Source organism: Pseudarthrobacter sp. AG30 (assembly GCF_003116525.1).
Taxonomy (GTDB): Bacteria; Actinomycetota; Actinomycetes; order Actinomycetales; family Micrococcaceae; genus Arthrobacter.
Genome location: NZ_QEHL01000012.1, coordinates 298478 through 312457 on the forward strand (window position 1 = coordinate 298478; position 13980 = coordinate 312457).

Annotated in this window: 12 protein-coding genes; 8 read left to right on the top strand and 4 right to left on the bottom strand. The window is 65.2% G+C overall.

Annotation, left to right across the window (positions count from 1 at the left end):
• Positions 1-7: 7 nt before the first annotated feature.
• Entirely contained in the window at positions 8-886 is an 879-nt protein-coding gene (locus tag DC347_RS12070) for a 2-hydroxy-3-oxopropionate reductase (protein ID WP_018760864.1), read from the bottom strand.
• A 50-nt stretch (positions 887-936) separates the two neighbouring features.
• Positions 937-1737, bottom strand: coding sequence for a hydroxypyruvate isomerase family protein (locus DC347_RS12075; protein ID WP_109045609.1), 801 nt, complete (start codon positions 1735-1737; stop codon positions 937-939).
• A gap of 191 nt (positions 1738-1928) precedes the next feature.
• On the opposite strand from DC347_RS12075, the gene DC347_RS12080 reads away from it, so the two are divergent.
• The 8 genes from DC347_RS12080 to DC347_RS12115 all read left to right on the top strand — a co-directional run bounded on the left by DC347_RS12080 (position 1929) and on the right by DC347_RS12115 (position 11301).
• The gene (locus tag DC347_RS12080; RefSeq protein ID WP_109045610.1) at positions 1929-2774 is read left to right on the top strand and encodes a hypothetical protein; all 846 of its coding nucleotides are present in this window, start codon (positions 1929-1931) and stop codon (positions 2772-2774) included.
• Between the two features lie 264 nt (positions 2775-3038).
• On the top strand, positions 3039-4319 hold the full coding sequence (locus DC347_RS12085) for an ABC transporter substrate-binding protein (RefSeq protein WP_018760866.1): 1281 nt from the start codon (positions 3039-3041) through the stop codon (positions 4317-4319).
• A 66-nt stretch (positions 4320-4385) separates the two neighbouring features.
• On the top strand, positions 4386-5273 hold the full coding sequence (locus tag DC347_RS12090; protein WP_109045611.1) for a carbohydrate ABC transporter permease: 888 nt from the start codon (positions 4386-4388) through the stop codon (positions 5271-5273).
• The gene (locus DC347_RS12095; protein WP_109045612.1) at positions 5273-6223 is read left to right on the top strand and encodes a carbohydrate ABC transporter permease; all 951 of its coding nucleotides are present in this window, start codon (positions 5273-5275) and stop codon (positions 6221-6223) included. The genes DC347_RS12090 and DC347_RS12095 overlap by 1 nt, the downstream gene beginning before the upstream one ends.
• A 69-nt stretch (positions 6224-6292) precedes the next feature.
• Positions 6293-7336: a LacI family DNA-binding transcriptional regulator gene (locus tag DC347_RS12100; RefSeq protein ID WP_018760869.1), complete on the top strand. Its 1044-nt coding sequence runs from the start codon at positions 6293-6295 to the stop codon at positions 7334-7336.
• A gap of 38 nt (positions 7337-7374) precedes the next feature.
• The gene (locus DC347_RS12105) at positions 7375-8955 is read left to right on the top strand and encodes a glycoside hydrolase family 32 protein (protein ID WP_109045613.1); all 1581 of its coding nucleotides are present in this window, start codon (positions 7375-7377) and stop codon (positions 8953-8955) included.
• A 13-nt stretch (positions 8956-8968) separates the two neighbouring features.
• Positions 8969-9913: a carbohydrate kinase gene (locus tag DC347_RS12110; RefSeq protein ID WP_109045614.1), complete on the top strand. Its 945-nt coding sequence runs from the start codon at positions 8969-8971 to the stop codon at positions 9911-9913.
• Between the two features lie 20 nt (positions 9914-9933).
• Positions 9934-11301 (top strand): NosD domain-containing protein, encoded by a 1368-nt coding sequence (locus DC347_RS12115; RefSeq protein ID WP_109045615.1) that lies wholly within the window; start codon positions 9934-9936, stop codon positions 11299-11301.
• A 68-nt stretch (positions 11302-11369) separates the two neighbouring features.
• On the opposite strand, the gene DC347_RS12120 is transcribed toward DC347_RS12115, so the two are convergent.
• Together DC347_RS12120 and DC347_RS12125 are read right to left on the bottom strand one after the other, a co-directional pair.
• Positions 11370-12656 (bottom strand): MFS transporter, encoded by a 1287-nt coding sequence (locus tag DC347_RS12120; RefSeq protein WP_018760873.1) that lies wholly within the window; start codon positions 12654-12656, stop codon positions 11370-11372.
• Positions 12657-12712: 56 nt separating this feature from the next.
• Complete coding sequence (locus DC347_RS12125) at positions 12713-13939, bottom strand: M20 family metallopeptidase (RefSeq protein ID WP_109045616.1); 1227 nt, start codon at positions 13937-13939, stop codon at positions 12713-12715.
• Between the last annotated feature and the right edge of the window lie 41 nt (positions 13940-13980).

Below are 13980 nucleotides of genomic sequence, written 5' to 3' on the forward strand. Positions count from 1 at the left end.
GGAGTGGCTACTTCCGGCCGCTGAGCTGGAGGACCTGCTTGAAGAGTCCGGAGTGGTCCAGTGCGCCGTCGCCCTGGTTGACGGTGGCGGCGACGAGCTGGGCGGCGATGGCGCCGAGCGGGATGGCCACGTTGGCTTCGCGGGCGGCGGAGGTGACGATGCCCAGGTCCTTGTGGTGCAGGGCCAGGCGGAAGCCGGGGTCGAAGTTGCGGTCCAGCATCTTCTGGCCCTTCTGCTCCAGGACCTTGGAGCCGGCCAGGCCGCCGCCGAGGACCTTGAGGGCGGCGTCGGTGTCCACGCCGTAGGCCTCGAGGAAGGCGATGGCTTCGCCGAGGACCTCGATGTTGACCGCGACGATCAGCTGGTTTGCAGCTTTGACGGTCTGGCCGGAGCCGGAGGGTCCCACGTGCACGATGGTCTTGCCAACGGCGTTCAGGACGTCCTGGGCGTCGTCGAAGTCTGCCTTGTCGCCGCCCACCATGATGGAGAGGACGGCGTCGATGGCGCCCTGTTCGCCGCCGGAGACCGGGGCGTCGAGGGGGCGGATGCCGGCTTCCTTGGCGTCTGCGGCGAGGCGGACGGCGACGTCGGGACGGATGCTGGAGGCGTCGATCCACAGGGCGCCCTGCTTGGCATTGGCGAAGACGCCGTCCTTGCCGCTGACCACACCTTCAACGTCGGGGGAGTCCGGCACCATGGTGATGACGACGTCGGCATCCTTGACGGCGTCCGCGATGCTCGAGGCGCCCGTGCCGCCCTCGGAGACCAGTTTGTCAATCTTGTCCTGGCTGCGGTTGAAACCGGTGACGGAGTGGCCGGCCTTGACCAGGTTGATGGCCATGGGCAGGCCCATGATTCCGAGTCCGATGACTGCGACGTTGCTCATGATGGTTCTCTTTCTGAAGTCTTGGGGGTCTTGCGTGTGTGCGGCGGTGGTTATCGGGCGACGTGTTCGCGGATGGCCCAGCTGAAGGCGGTTTCCTGTGGTTCCTTGTACTCGAGGCCGATGTACCCCTGGTATCCGAGTTCGCGGCTGCGGGCGATCCATTCCCCCAAGGGGAGGGTGCCGGTGCCCGGGGCGCCACGGCCGGGGTTGTCAGCGATTTGGATGTGGCCGAAGTCCTTGGCGTGCTTTTCGATGACGGATTCGACGTCGTCGCCGTTGACGGCCAGGTGGTAGAAGTCGGCGAGGAGCTTGATGTTCCCGGCGCCGGTCTCTTCCTTGACGCGGGAGATGACGTTGAGTGCGTCGTTGGCGGTGAGGAGCGGGTATTTGGGTGCGCCGCTGACCGGTTCGAGGAGGACGGTGCCGCCGATCCGGGCGACCCCTTGGGCTGCCGCCGCCAGGTTCTTGACGGCGAGCTCGTCCTGCTCCTCAGGGGTGAATTCGTCCTGCCGGTTGCCATAGAGGGCGTTGAAGGCCTTGCAGCCCAGGCGTTCGCCGATGCCGGTGACGACGTCGATGTTGTCCTTGAACTCGGAGCAGCGTCCCTTCCAGGAAACCAGGCCGCGGTCACCGGCGGGCATGTTGCCGGCGTTGAAGTTCAGGCCGGTGAGCTGGACGCCGGCATCCGTGATGGCGTTCTCGAACTTCGTGATCTCGCTGTCGGCCGGGACGGAGGTTTCGAAGGGCCACCAGAATTCGACGGCGTCGAAGCCGGCTGCCTTGGCGGCCGCCGGGCGCTCGAGCAGGGGCAGCTCCGTAAGGAGGATGGAGCAGTTCACTGTGTACGTCATCGTAGGTCCTTCCGAGGAGGGGCTTTGATCTATCTTCCCTTGCTTCCCGGTCTTCACCGTTTCCGCTTTGTGGAATTTAGATTCTGCTTTATGAAAAGTGTAGGGATCCTGGGGTGGGGTAGTCAAGGGGCGCCGTGGGCAGGACACTGGAAGGAGGTAAGCCCGCTCCTCAGGGATGGAGTCAATCGATCATGGCCGGTGCCCGCCTGCGCGTTTTGGCTTGGGTGGTCGCCCTGGCCGGATTCCTTACGGCCTGCACGCCGACGACGGGCCTTCCGGAGGCGGCTACGGAGCCTGTGTCAACGGCTGCACCATCCGGAACGGCGTCTGCCGGCCTGGCGGTGGCGGAGGCCGGCGACGCCCCGACTCCGCCGCCTGCGCCCGCGACGGCATCGACGCCTGGTTCTTCACCGGCTGCCGAGCCGACCCCGGCTCCGCAGCCCTTCGCCCTGAACCTGTACCGGGAAGGTGACTTCGTTCCCCAGTACACCTTCGACTGGTGTGTTGCCGCGAGCATCCAGATGGCCCATAACCTCATCGACGACACCGGGGGAAGCGGCTGGGCTGACAGGGCGCAGCAAAGCGATTTGTGGGAGATGGCCCGCGCCCGCTCGTTCGACTCGTTCAATGGCGCCAACCCCTATGGCTGGGCGCAAGTGCTGACCGAATCGGGAATGGGTCCCTATCGGGTGGTCAGCATCCCGGACTATGGCGAGGCGCTCCGCACTGCCGCGCGCGCCATGGCCGAGACGGGAAGGCCGGTGGGGCTGGTCATGTGGAGTGGCCGCCATGCTTGGGTGATGAGCGGCTTTGAGTCGCTGGGCGACCCCCGGCAGTTCGCCGACTTCTCCGTCACGGGCATACACGTCCTTGATCCCCTCTATCCCTACGGCAGTACGCAGTGGGGGCCATCGCCGGCGCCCAACAGCCTGCTCAGTCCCGAGCAGCTGGCGACGCAATTCGTGATCCGCGAGCCGCGGCGCTGGAGCAGCGGGCTGCCGGCCGGATACCTCCTCGTGTTGCCGGTCGCTGCCTGACGGAGCTTCCATGTGGCGCGTCTCTGGTAGTTGACGCGCGCTGCAGCCGTCCTGCCAACGCGCGCCAAAACGATTCTTCTCGGCAGTGAGAACCAAACTAGGTCCGGATCCCGAGCTGCGTCAATGGCCGAATTTCCAGCTGGTGTGACACTTGACACTCCACGGAATGGGGTCCTACAGTGTTGCCAAGTCGTTTTGGCAAAACGATTTTTCACCCCAAGCTCATTCTCACCATTCCGTTCGAGAGAAAGTGAGTCGACAGCGATGTCCACTCGTAAATTCATCAACAGGCTCGCCATCGGCGGCATCTGCACCGCTGTCGCCCTGGTCGCCTCCGGGTGCGGCGCAGGGGGCCCGGCCGCCACGTCGGGAAGTGCCGGCACCAACACGGTCAACGTCCTGGTCGAAGCCGGCGGCCACGCCGAGCTGACCGGCGTCGCCGAACAGTGCAAGAAGGAAGCCGGCGTCGACGTCAACTTCGTCGAACTGCCCTATGACGGCATGTTCAACCGGCTCTCCAGCGAATTTTCCTCCGGCAACGTTTCCTTCGACGTCGCCGCCCTGGACTCAGTCTGGCTCCCCAGCTTCAAGGACGCGGTCCAGCCCATCGACGAACTCTTTACCGATGAAGCCAAAAAGGATATCTTCCCGGCCTTGGTGAAGGAAGCCAACGTTGACGGCCACTTCATCGGCATGCCCGCCTGGACGAACGCCGAGATCATCCTTTACCGCAAGGATCTTTTCGAAGATGCCAAGAACAAGGCCGATTTCAAAGCGAGGTACGGTTACGACCTGGCGGCTCCCACCACCTGGAAGCAGTACCAGGACATTTCCGCGTTCTTCACCAAGGACGGCATGTTCGGTACGGACGTGAAGGGCGGCGTGGAAACCGAATGGCTCGCCCACGTGCTGCAGGCCGGCTCGCCCATGGTGCTGGACGCTAACAACAAGGTGGTCATCGACAACGCCGCCCACAAGGAAGCCCTGGACTTCTACACCAGCCTGGTCAAGGACGCCCCGTCCGGGGCCGCCCAGGTGGACTGGGCTGCCGCGCAAAACCTGTTCAACCAGGGCAAGACCGCCATGACCCGGTTCTGGGCCCACGCCTACCGCCAGATCCCCAAGGACTCCCCGGTTGCAGGCAAGGTTGGCGCTGCCCCGATGATCGCCGGCTCGGCCGGCATCGGCGGCGTCCCCGGACCCTGGTACCTGACCGTCCCGAAGGCCACCAAGAACGCGGACGCCGCCAAGAAATTCGTGAAGTGCGCCTACGACTACAACGACAAAGGCATCGAATCCAACCTGGGCCTGGCCGCGCGCATCTCTGCCTTCGAGAAGTACCAGGACATGCCCGGCTACGAGAGCTTCAAGCCACTGATTGAAACCCTCAACGGCAAGGCCACTGCCACGCGACCTGCTACCGAGAAGTGGCAGCAGATCGTGGACACCGTTCTGGTTCCCATGCTTCAGAAGGCTGTTGCCGGTGGTGACTCCGCAACCCTCCTCGCCGATGCCAAGAAGCAGATCGAGGATCTCCTTAAGTAAGACCCCCGCGGCCGGCGCCTGAACTACCGGCGCCGGCCGCGGCCCCAACCAGCGGAAGAGAAAACCGTGCGTATCTCCGATCGCCGCTTCGCATTGTTCCTGATGACACCAGCGGCGCTGTTCCTGGCAGTTTTTGTCGCCTTCCCGCTGTTCCGCCTTGTCGCGGACAGCTTTTTCAAGATCTCCCCGATCGCCGGCGGCCCCCGCGAATTTGTGGGCCTGGACAACTACGTCCGGGCCTTCGCCTCCGAGGCCTTTACCGGCGCCGGATGGCGGACGCTGGCCTACACACTGGTTGTGGTCACGCTCGAATTCGCACTTGGCCTTGGCATGGCACTGCTCTTCACCATGCTGGGCAGGAGCTCCCAGATTTGGCGGACCGTATTCATGTATCCGCTCATGATCGCCCCGATCGTGGCCGGCCTGCTGTGGAAGTTCCTGATGATCGACAACTTCGGGCTCATTGGCACCCTCCTGCACCAAGCCGGCATCCTCTCCGACCCCAACCAGATCGGCTGGCTGTCGGACCCAAACATCGTGCTCTTTTCGGTGGCGATCCCGGACATCTGGCTCACCACGTCGTTCATGTGCCTGGTGCTCTTCGCCGGACTGCAAAACATTCCCGGGGACCTCATCGAGGCGGCCCGGCTGGACGGTGCCCGCGCCCCCGCGCTCCTGTTCCGGATCATTCTTCCCCTCCTCCGGCCGGTCATCGCCGTGGCTCTCGTGGTCCGGGGCATTGACGCTGCCCGGGCCTTCGACACCATCCTCATCCAGACCAACGGCGGCCCGCAGTCGGCCTCCGAGACCATGAGCCTGTTGATCTACCGCACCATGATCCGCTTTGGCGATCCGGGCCTGGCCAGTGCCATGGGCACCATCTACCTGCTGGCGATGCTCGCCGTCGCATTCTTCGCGGTGGCCACCATCTGGCGGCCCGGAAAGGACACCTGATGAGCACCGCAGAACGAATCACGTACGACGGCGGAACGCGGCACAAGGCGGCGCCGGCACCTTCGGCGCAGACCGGCACTGTCCAGCCCCGCAAACGGCGCGGCGTCAACCGGGAAGGACTGGAAGCCGGCAGGCGAGGGACCCGCACCCTGCTCTGGATCCTGCTCGCGGCGGCCATGGTGCTGTACGGCTTCCCCTTCCTGTATCTGCTGTTCACGTCGTTCAAGACCCCCATCGACACCATTGCGGTTCCACCCACGATCCTCCCCAGGGAGTGGACCCTGGAGAACTACGCCAATGCCCTGGGCCGGAACGGAGTCCCGGCCTCGTTCATCAACAGCATCCAGACCGCGGTGATCAGCACGCTGCTTTCCCTTGTGCTGGCGGTACCGGCGGCCTATGGCATCACCCGGTACAAGACCCTTAGCGGCCGGATCTTCATCATGGCCGCGCTGGTGACCCGGATGGTGCCCCCGGTGGCCATCGGCATCCCGCTGGCGTCCATGATGGCGTCAATGGGCCTTGCCGATACCCCCATCGCCCTGTCCATCGCGCACACCACCATCTCGCTGCCGCTCTCGATCTGGCTCATGTCCAGCTTCTTCGAGGCGGTGCCCAAAGACCTGGAAGAAGCTGCCACCGTGGATGGCTGCAGCAGGCTGGGCGCGTTGTGGCGGGTGGTGATCCCCGTGGTGTCCGGCGGTGTCGCCGTCACCGCGATCTTCGCCTTCCTGGCGTCCTGGAACGAGTTCCTTTTCGCCCTGTTGATGACGGCCATCCGTTCCCAGACAACGCCCGTGGTCATCGCGAACTTCCAGACCCAATTTGGCCTGGACTGGGGTTCCATGACGGCTTTGGCCGCCGTCTACTCCATCCCGGTCATCCTTTTGACCCTGCTGCTGCAGCGCAAGATCGTGGCGGGCATGACGCTCGGCGCCGTCAAGGGTTAGACCACCAGCAACGAGTAGCCTACTGGTAACCCCCAGGGGCATCACCAACCATAAGGACGTGGGACGCAGATGAGTAACAGGAACATCGGGATCAAGGACGTGGCCGTAGCCGCCGGCGTGTCCGTGACGACTGTTTCCCACGTCCTCAACGAGGTGTCCTATGCCCGGATCAGCCCCGAAACCAGGGACAAGGTCCGGTCCGCCGCCGAGCAGCTGGGTTATGGCCCCAACCGGCTTGCGCAGGCCCTCCGGACCCAGCGGACCGGGATGCTGGGGCTGGTGAGCGAGGATATCGCCACCACGCCCCACGCCGGCCGGATCATCCTGGGTGCCGATGAGGCCGCGAAGGCCCGGGGGTACAACCTCATGATCATCAACACCTCCGGTTCCGCCAGCCTCGAATCGAGGCAGGCCGATGTTGAGGCCCTCCTGGAGCGCCGGGTGGACGGGATCCTCTACGCCACCATGTACCACCGCACCGTGAAGCTGCCGGCGAACCTGGGCAGCGTGCCCTCCATCCTGGTTGACTCGGTGGCCACGGACGGCAACATCACAGCCGTGATTCCGGACGAAGAAGGTGGCGCACGCGCGGCTGTGGGTGCGCTCCTCGAGGCCGGCCACACGCGTGTGGGCTTCCTCAACAACACCGACGATGTCCCGGCGACACGGCAACGGCTCCACGCCTTCCGGGCCGCACTCGATGAGGCAGGGCTCGATGGCGGCACGGCGCCCGTGGAGGCGGCGGCCTCGGAGGTCCAGGGCGGTTACGAAGCGGCCCTGCGCATCCTGGCCCGCGACGACCGCCCCACCGGGCTCTTCTGCTACAACGACCGCATGGCGATGGGCGCCTACCGGGCCGCCGCGGAGCTGGGACTTTCCATCCCGTCCGACCTCTCCGTGGTGGGCTTTGATGACCAGGAACTCATCGCCGCGAACCTGCACCCGGGCCTCAGCACCGTCGCACTGCCCCATTACGAGATGGGCGCCTGGGCAACCGAACACCTGATTGACGCCGTCGAGGGGAAGACGGACCTTTCCCTCATGGCACTGCATCCGACCATCCTGGGCTGCCCGCTGGTACGCCGCGATTCCATCGCGGCCCCACGCCACTGAGCAGCCAACCCTTCCACTTCCCGGAGGACCGCACCAACATGTCCACCTTCCTTGATGCCGCACGCCCGGAAACACCGGCCGGAACCGCCAGGTTTCGTCCAGCCATCCATTTCACGGCGAGGGACACTTGGCTGAACGATCCCAACGGCCTGGTGTTCCACGACGGCAAGTACCACCTCTTCTTCCAGAACAATCCGTTCGGCAACGTCTGGGGCAACATGTCCTGGGGCCACGCCACCTCTACCGACCTGCTGCACTGGACTGAACACCCGGTTGCCATCGCCTGCGACGACGAGGAGGACATTTTCTCCGGCAGCGTCGTGGTGGACGACGGCAACACGGCCGGCTTTGGCTCTGCGGAGCAGCCCGCACTCGTGGCCATCTACACCAGTGCCTTCAAAGCCGCCTCAGAATTGAACGGCACGCAGGCCCAGTCCCTTGCGTACAGCACCGACGGCGGCATGACGTGGCAGAAATACGACGGAAACCCTGTCCTCACCAGGAATTCGGCGAACTTCAGGGATCCCAAGGTGTTCCGCTACCAAGGGGACCAGGGCTCGTACTGGGTCATGGTCGCGGTCGAAGCGCATCACCAGCAGGTGGTCTTCTACCGTTCGGACGACCTCAAGTCGTGGGATTTCCTGAGCGATTTCGGCCCGGCCAACGCCGACGCCGGTGACTGGGAGTGCCCCGATCTCTTTCCCCTCGCTGTGGACGGGGATCCGGGCAACACCAAATGGGTCCTGATCGTCAACGTCAACCCCGGCGCAGTGGCAGGGGGGTCCGGCGGCCAGTACTTCGTGGGCCAGTTCGACGGCGCCCGGTTCGTTCCGGACGCAGGTTCCCTCGTGGCTCCGGCCGGGCTGCGTACCGTCCCGGACCCTTCGGAGGCTGCGGCGGCGCTGCGGGAATGCCTCTGGCTTGACTGGGGACGCGACTGCTACGCCTCTGTCTCCTTCAGCAACGCCCCGGACGGCCGCCGCATCGTCATCGGCTGGATGAACAACTGGGATTACGCCAACGAACTGCCCACCGCACCCTGGCGGTCGTCCATGACCCTGGCCCGCGAATTGCGGCTCGCCACGGTCAACGGCTCCGCCCGCCTGGTCCAGCAACCAGTCCTGGCAGGGCGAGGCCAGGAGGGAAGGCTCCCGCGTGCCACAGAGCTGACGGACGCGGGATTGCGTGAGCTGAACGCCGCAGGCCTGCGGCTGCCGGACGCAATCCCCGGCGCCGCCCAAATCATCGAGGCCGAGCTTGCCCCTGGCGGTGCTGACCGGATCGAGGTTCGGATCTTCTGCAGCAGCGACCGGACGACGGGCGCCGTCCTGAGCTACGACACAGCCAGCGCCCGGCTCAGCCTTGACCGCCGGCACTCAGGCGACACCGGCTTCCATGCCAAGTTCGCCTCGGTCGAATCAGCCCCGCTGGTCCTGGAAGACGGTGTCCTCAAGCTGCAGATCGTCGTCGACCACTGCTCCGTGGAGGTCTTTGCACAGGGGGGCAAGGTGGTGATGACCGACCTCGTCTTCCCTGGCGCCGGGCACCTGCAGACCTGGCTCTCGGCCGACGGGGGCCAGGCAACCGTGCTGCACCTCGCGGTTTCATCACTTACCTAAGGAAGGGTCCAGAATGTCAACAGCCCCGCACCTCCACGGTGGTTCCGGTCCGGACGTGATCGTGGTCGGTGAAGCCTTGGTGGACATTGTCGCCTCAGCCCACGGCACGGCTGAACATCCGGGCGGATCACCGGCAAACGTCGCCTACGGACTCGGCCGCCTGGGCGTCGATACCGCACTCCTCACCTCGATCGGCGTGGACCGCCATGCAACGGCCATCGAAGAACACCTTCGAAGCGCCGGCGTAGGCCTACTGCCCGGTTCCAGGCGGCCGGGCACGAGCGCTACCGCCACCGCCGTCCTGGCTGCGGATGGATCAGCCCGGTATAACTTCGACATCCACTGGGACCTGCCACGAACGGCGCCTGCCACGCTGCCCAAAATCCTGCACACCGGTTCCATCGCCTCCTTCCTGGCGCCGGGGGCGGCAGCAGTCCGGGACCTCCTTGAGCAATCACACCGGCGCTGCGTTGTGACCTACGACCCCAACATCCGCCCCGCGCTGCTCGGCAGCCACGTCCAGGCGAAGACCACCTTCGAGGAACTCATCCCGTTCACCGAAGTGGTCAAGCTCAGCGACGAGGACGCACACTGGCTCTATCCGCGGCGGCCACTGGAGGAAGTGTCACGCCATCTCCTGGCCTTGGGCGCCGGGCTTGTCGCCATCACCAAGGGATCGGACGGCTCCATGCTGGCAACACGGGACGCCCAAGTGCTGGTTCCCCCGGTCACCGCCGCGGTGGCTGACACCATCGGGGCCGGCGACTCCTATATGTCCGCCCTGATCTACGGGCTCCTGATGCGCGGCGCAGACGGACTGGCGCCGTCAGTCCTCGAAGCGCTGGGACGGATGGCGTCAAAGGCCGCCGCCATCACGGTTGGCCGCCCCGGTGCCCAACCGCCAACATTGGATGAACTGCAGTCAGACGCGCCTCAACACCAGCCGGCGAACCAGTGAGAACACCAAGGAAAGAAGCTATGTCCAGCAGCAACTACTACGACGTGACGGCGTGGCCCATCGGAAACCCGGCCCAGGACGTCGGGGAAGTCATCAACAGCATCATCGCGGACGTCAAGGAACGGCAGACCGCCACCGATGTGGACCACGGCGGAAAGCCGGGCGCGGTGATCTACCTGCCGCCCGGAGACTACCGGCTCCGTACCCAAGTGGTGATCGACGTCAGCTTCCTCAAGATCCAAGGTTCGGGACACGGCTTCACGTCATCGAGCATCCGATTCAATGTTCCCGAAGGCGAATGGCCCGACCTGCACGAACTGTGGCCGGGAGGCAGCCGGATCCTCGTGGACCTCGTTTCCGGTGGTGAGGCAGGGGACGCAGCGGGAGCCGCCTTCCTCATAAAGCGGGACGGCAGCCCGCGGATCAGCTCCGTGGAGTTCTCCAATTTCTGCATCGACGGCCTGCACTTCGTTCAGGACGGTTCGGGCCTTCACCCGGAGAACACCTACGTCAACGGCAAAACCGGCATCTACGTGGCGAGCGCCAACGATTCGTTCCGCATCAACGGCATGGGGTTCGTCTATCTCGAGAACGCACTGACCATTCACAACGCGGACGCACTGTCCATCCACGACAACTTCATCGCTGAATGCGGAAGCTGCATCGAACTGCGCGGCTGGGGACAGGCATCGAAGATCACGGACAACCTGGTGGGAGCCGGTTTCAAGGGCTATTCAATCTATGCCGAGAACCACGGCGGACTGTTGGTCACTGCCAACAACGTCTTTCCCCGGGGTGCGAGCAGCGTCCACCTCAGGGCGGTCACGCGGTCAAGCGTGAGCAACAACCGGCTGCATTCCTTCTACCCCGGGATGGTGGTCCTTGCGGAAGGCAGTTCCGAGAACCTTGTGGCCACCAACCATTTCCTGCGCGACCACGAGCCCTGGACGCCTTTCCTGGGGATCGGCAACGGGCTGGATGACCTCCACGGGCTGCTGTCCGTCAGTGGCAACAACAATTCGATTATCGGCAACCATTTCTCCGAAGTCATCGATTCGCAGACCATCCGGCCGGAGGGCGCCACCCCGGTGATCATTCGGCTGGTGGAAGGGTCAGCCAACTTCGTCTCCAACAACCATGTGGTTGCCCTCGACGTCAATGCCACCTCGAGCGACTCCTGCTTTGAGGCGCAGGTGGACGCCCTCCTCGCCACGGACGCTGCCGACGGGCTCGCCGTCACGGCCGTACAGGTCGATGCCGGATCCACCCGCAATACGATCCTTGACTCCGGAACCGAAGCCCAGGTGGCCGCCGACAGGGCAGCCAACGCTGTCAGGGCAACCCCGTCAGTAGGTGTCCGGGCTGTTACGGGGCCGGCGGGCCAGTAGGGAAACCTCCGGTGCAGCACAAGGTCCCCGGTGCCGGTACCGGCCACCGGGGACCTTCCGCCGGGGTTCTAGTGCGTCAGGTCCTTGCCCTTGGTTTCGGGGATGGTGAACACGAAGGCCGCACTGATCACCAGCAGGAGCACCGCATAGACGTTGAACACCTGCGGTGCGCCCAGCGAGGACCCCAGCCACTGCTGCAGGTAGGGGGCGGTGCCGCCGAAGACCGCCACGCAGATGGAGTAGGGGACGCCCACCCCCACGGTACGGATCGACGTCGGGAACAGCTCGGCGTAGACAGCCGGAACGATCGCTGCGCTGGCGGCGATGAAGACCAGCATGACGGACATGCTCACCGCCAGCTGCCAGGCGGAGTCCTTGAGCAGGGCCGTCATCGGGAAGTGCATGATCCCTGCGCCGATGGCCCCGGCCCAGAGGACTTTCTTGCGGCCGATCCGGTCTGAGAGCTTGCCCCAGACCGGCAACGCCGCGATGAAGACGATGTTGGCGGCCACGCCTGCCCAGAGTGCCTCGCCGCGGTCGATCTTCAGCGCCGTGGTGGCGTAGCTTGGCGCCACCACACCCCAGATGTAGTAGATCACCGTAAGGCCAACGGTCAGGCCGACCACCTGCAGCGCCTGCTTGCGGTAGCGGACAATCTGCGGCCAGATCGCGGCCCGCTTGGCCGTGGCTGCCCCCTCAAACGCTTCGGTTTCATGCAGCCGTGACCGCATGATCAATGCGTACAGGCCCATGGCCGCGCCGATCAGGAACGGGATCCGCCAGCCCCAGGCGTTCATCGCCTCCGTGGTCAGCGCCATGTTCAGGACAGCCCCCAGGAGGGTGCCGAACAGGATTCCCACGGTTCCGGACGTGTAGATCAGCGTGGCCCAGAATCCGCGGTGCTCCTTGGGTGCCATTTCGGACAGGTACGTTTGCGAGGACGGCAACTCCCCGCCGTGGGCCAAGCCCTGGACCAGCCGTGCCACCAGGAGCATGAGTGACGCGAACGCGCCGACGCTGGCGAAGGTTGGCGCAACACCGATCATCAGGCTGCCCAGCGAGGCAAGGCCCACGGCGAGCGTCATGGAAGTCTTCCGGCCCACCCGGTCGCCGATCCAGCCGAACAGGAACCCGCCGAACGGCCGGGCCACGAAGCCGACGGCGAAGATCGCCAGGGTGGACAACACGGCCGATGCCGGGTCTTCCTTGCTGAAGAGCTGGCTGGCGATGAAGGGGGTGAACGTGGCATAGATTGCCCAGTCGTACCACTCAACGGCGTTTCCGATGCCGGTGCCAACGATGGTTTTCGCGGTGGACATGCGTCCAGTCTGGGGCTTGCTTACTGCGACGGACATGGTGTTCTTCCTGGTCGGTTGGGTTTGGGGGAGGCAGGTTGCGCTGGTGTCGGAGCCTAGGAGGCCGGGGCGAGGGCACCCAGCCGCGACATGGCGAGTTCCGCGTACAGCGCGGCCCCGTCAGCCAGCACGCCGTCGTCGAACGTTGCGTACGGTGAGTGGTTGAACGGTGAGGTGGCCGGATTGCCGCCGGGGGCCACGGCGCTGAGGCCCACGAAGGTGCCGGGCACCTCGGCCAGCACCCTGGAGAAGTCCTCGGAGCCGCTGAGCGGGGTTGCCCAGCGTGAGAGCCGGCGCTCGCCGAACAGTTCGGTGATCACCTTCTCGGCCGTGCGTGTTTCGTCCTCGCTGGTGATGGTGAGGGGGTATTCCTGCAGGTAGTCGACGGCCACCTCCACCCCGTGCGCTGCCGCGATCCCCTTCAGCAGGCGCGGGACCGCGTCCATCATCTTGTGGCGTGACGCGTCGGAAAAGGTCCGGATGGTGGCCTCGATGCGGGCCGATTCGGGGATGACGTTCCGTTTGGTGCCGGCATGCAGCACGCCCACTGACAGGACCACGGGATCGAACATGTTGAACTGCCGGGTGACCATCACCTGCAGGGCGGTCACCATCTCGGCGGCAACGGTGACAGGGTCCTTGGCCGAATGCGGCGCAGAACCGTGGCCGCCGGCTCCGAGGACCGTGACTTCCAGCCCGTCCGAGGCGCTGAGCATGACGCCGGGCTTGGTGCAAAAGGTGCCATGCGGCTCCAGTGCGGAGAACACGTGCATTCCGTAGGCTGCCTGGACGCGGGTTCCGGCGGCGTCCAGGACGCCTTCCCGGATCATGTAGCTTGCGCCGTCGAACCCTTCCTCGCCCGGCTGGAACATGAGGACGACGTCGCCGCCGAGCAGGTGCTTCTTGTCGGCCAGGAGCGTTGCGGCTCCCACGAGCATGGAAGTGTGCAGGTCGTGGCCGCAGGCGTGCATGGCCCCGTCCGCCTGCGACGCAAAGTCGACGCCGGTCTTCTCCTGCACCGGCAGTCCGTCCATGTCGGCGCGCAGCAGGACTGCGGGGCGGGGGCCAACGGACTCCCCTCCGGGGTGCCCGCCGCGCAGGACTGCGGTGACCGACGTCGTGTCCTTGCCCAGCGTGATCTCAAGGGGGAGTCCGTCCAATGCCTGGAGCACCTTCTCCTGGGTGCGGGGGAGTTGGAGCCCGATTTCCGGTTGGCGGTGAAGGTCGTGGCGCAGGCGGATGAGCTCTTCCTGCAGGTCCGTGGCGTCGGCGGTCGTGGGCACGTGGCACTCCTTGGCAATTGGCATTCGGGCTTGTGGACTAT

Coding starts and splice junctions, on each gene's coding strand:
- DC347_RS12095 (WP_109045612.1), top strand. CDS start 5,273: ATGAGCACCGCAGAACGAATCACGTACGACGGCGGAACGCGGCACAAG.
- DC347_RS12075 (WP_109045609.1), bottom strand. CDS start 1,737: ATGACGTACACAGTGAACTGCTCCATCCTCCTTACGGAGCTGCCCCTG.
- DC347_RS12115 (WP_109045615.1), top strand. CDS start 9,934: ATGTCCAGCAGCAACTACTACGACGTGACGGCGTGGCCCATCGGAAAC.
- DC347_RS12120 (WP_018760873.1), bottom strand. CDS start 12,656: ATGTCCGTCGCAGTAAGCAAGCCCCAGACTGGACGCATGTCCACCGCG.
- DC347_RS12080 (WP_109045610.1), top strand. CDS start 1,929: ATGGCCGGTGCCCGCCTGCGCGTTTTGGCTTGGGTGGTCGCCCTGGCC.
- DC347_RS12085 (WP_018760866.1), top strand. CDS start 3,039: ATGTCCACTCGTAAATTCATCAACAGGCTCGCCATCGGCGGCATCTGC.
- DC347_RS12100 (WP_018760869.1), top strand. CDS start 6,293: ATGAGTAACAGGAACATCGGGATCAAGGACGTGGCCGTAGCCGCCGGC.
- DC347_RS12070 (WP_018760864.1), bottom strand. CDS start 886: ATGAGCAACGTCGCAGTCATCGGACTCGGAATCATGGGCCTGCCCATG.
- DC347_RS12105 (WP_109045613.1), top strand. CDS start 7,375: ATGTCCACCTTCCTTGATGCCGCACGCCCGGAAACACCGGCCGGAACC.
- DC347_RS12110 (WP_109045614.1), top strand. CDS start 8,969: ATGTCAACAGCCCCGCACCTCCACGGTGGTTCCGGTCCGGACGTGATC.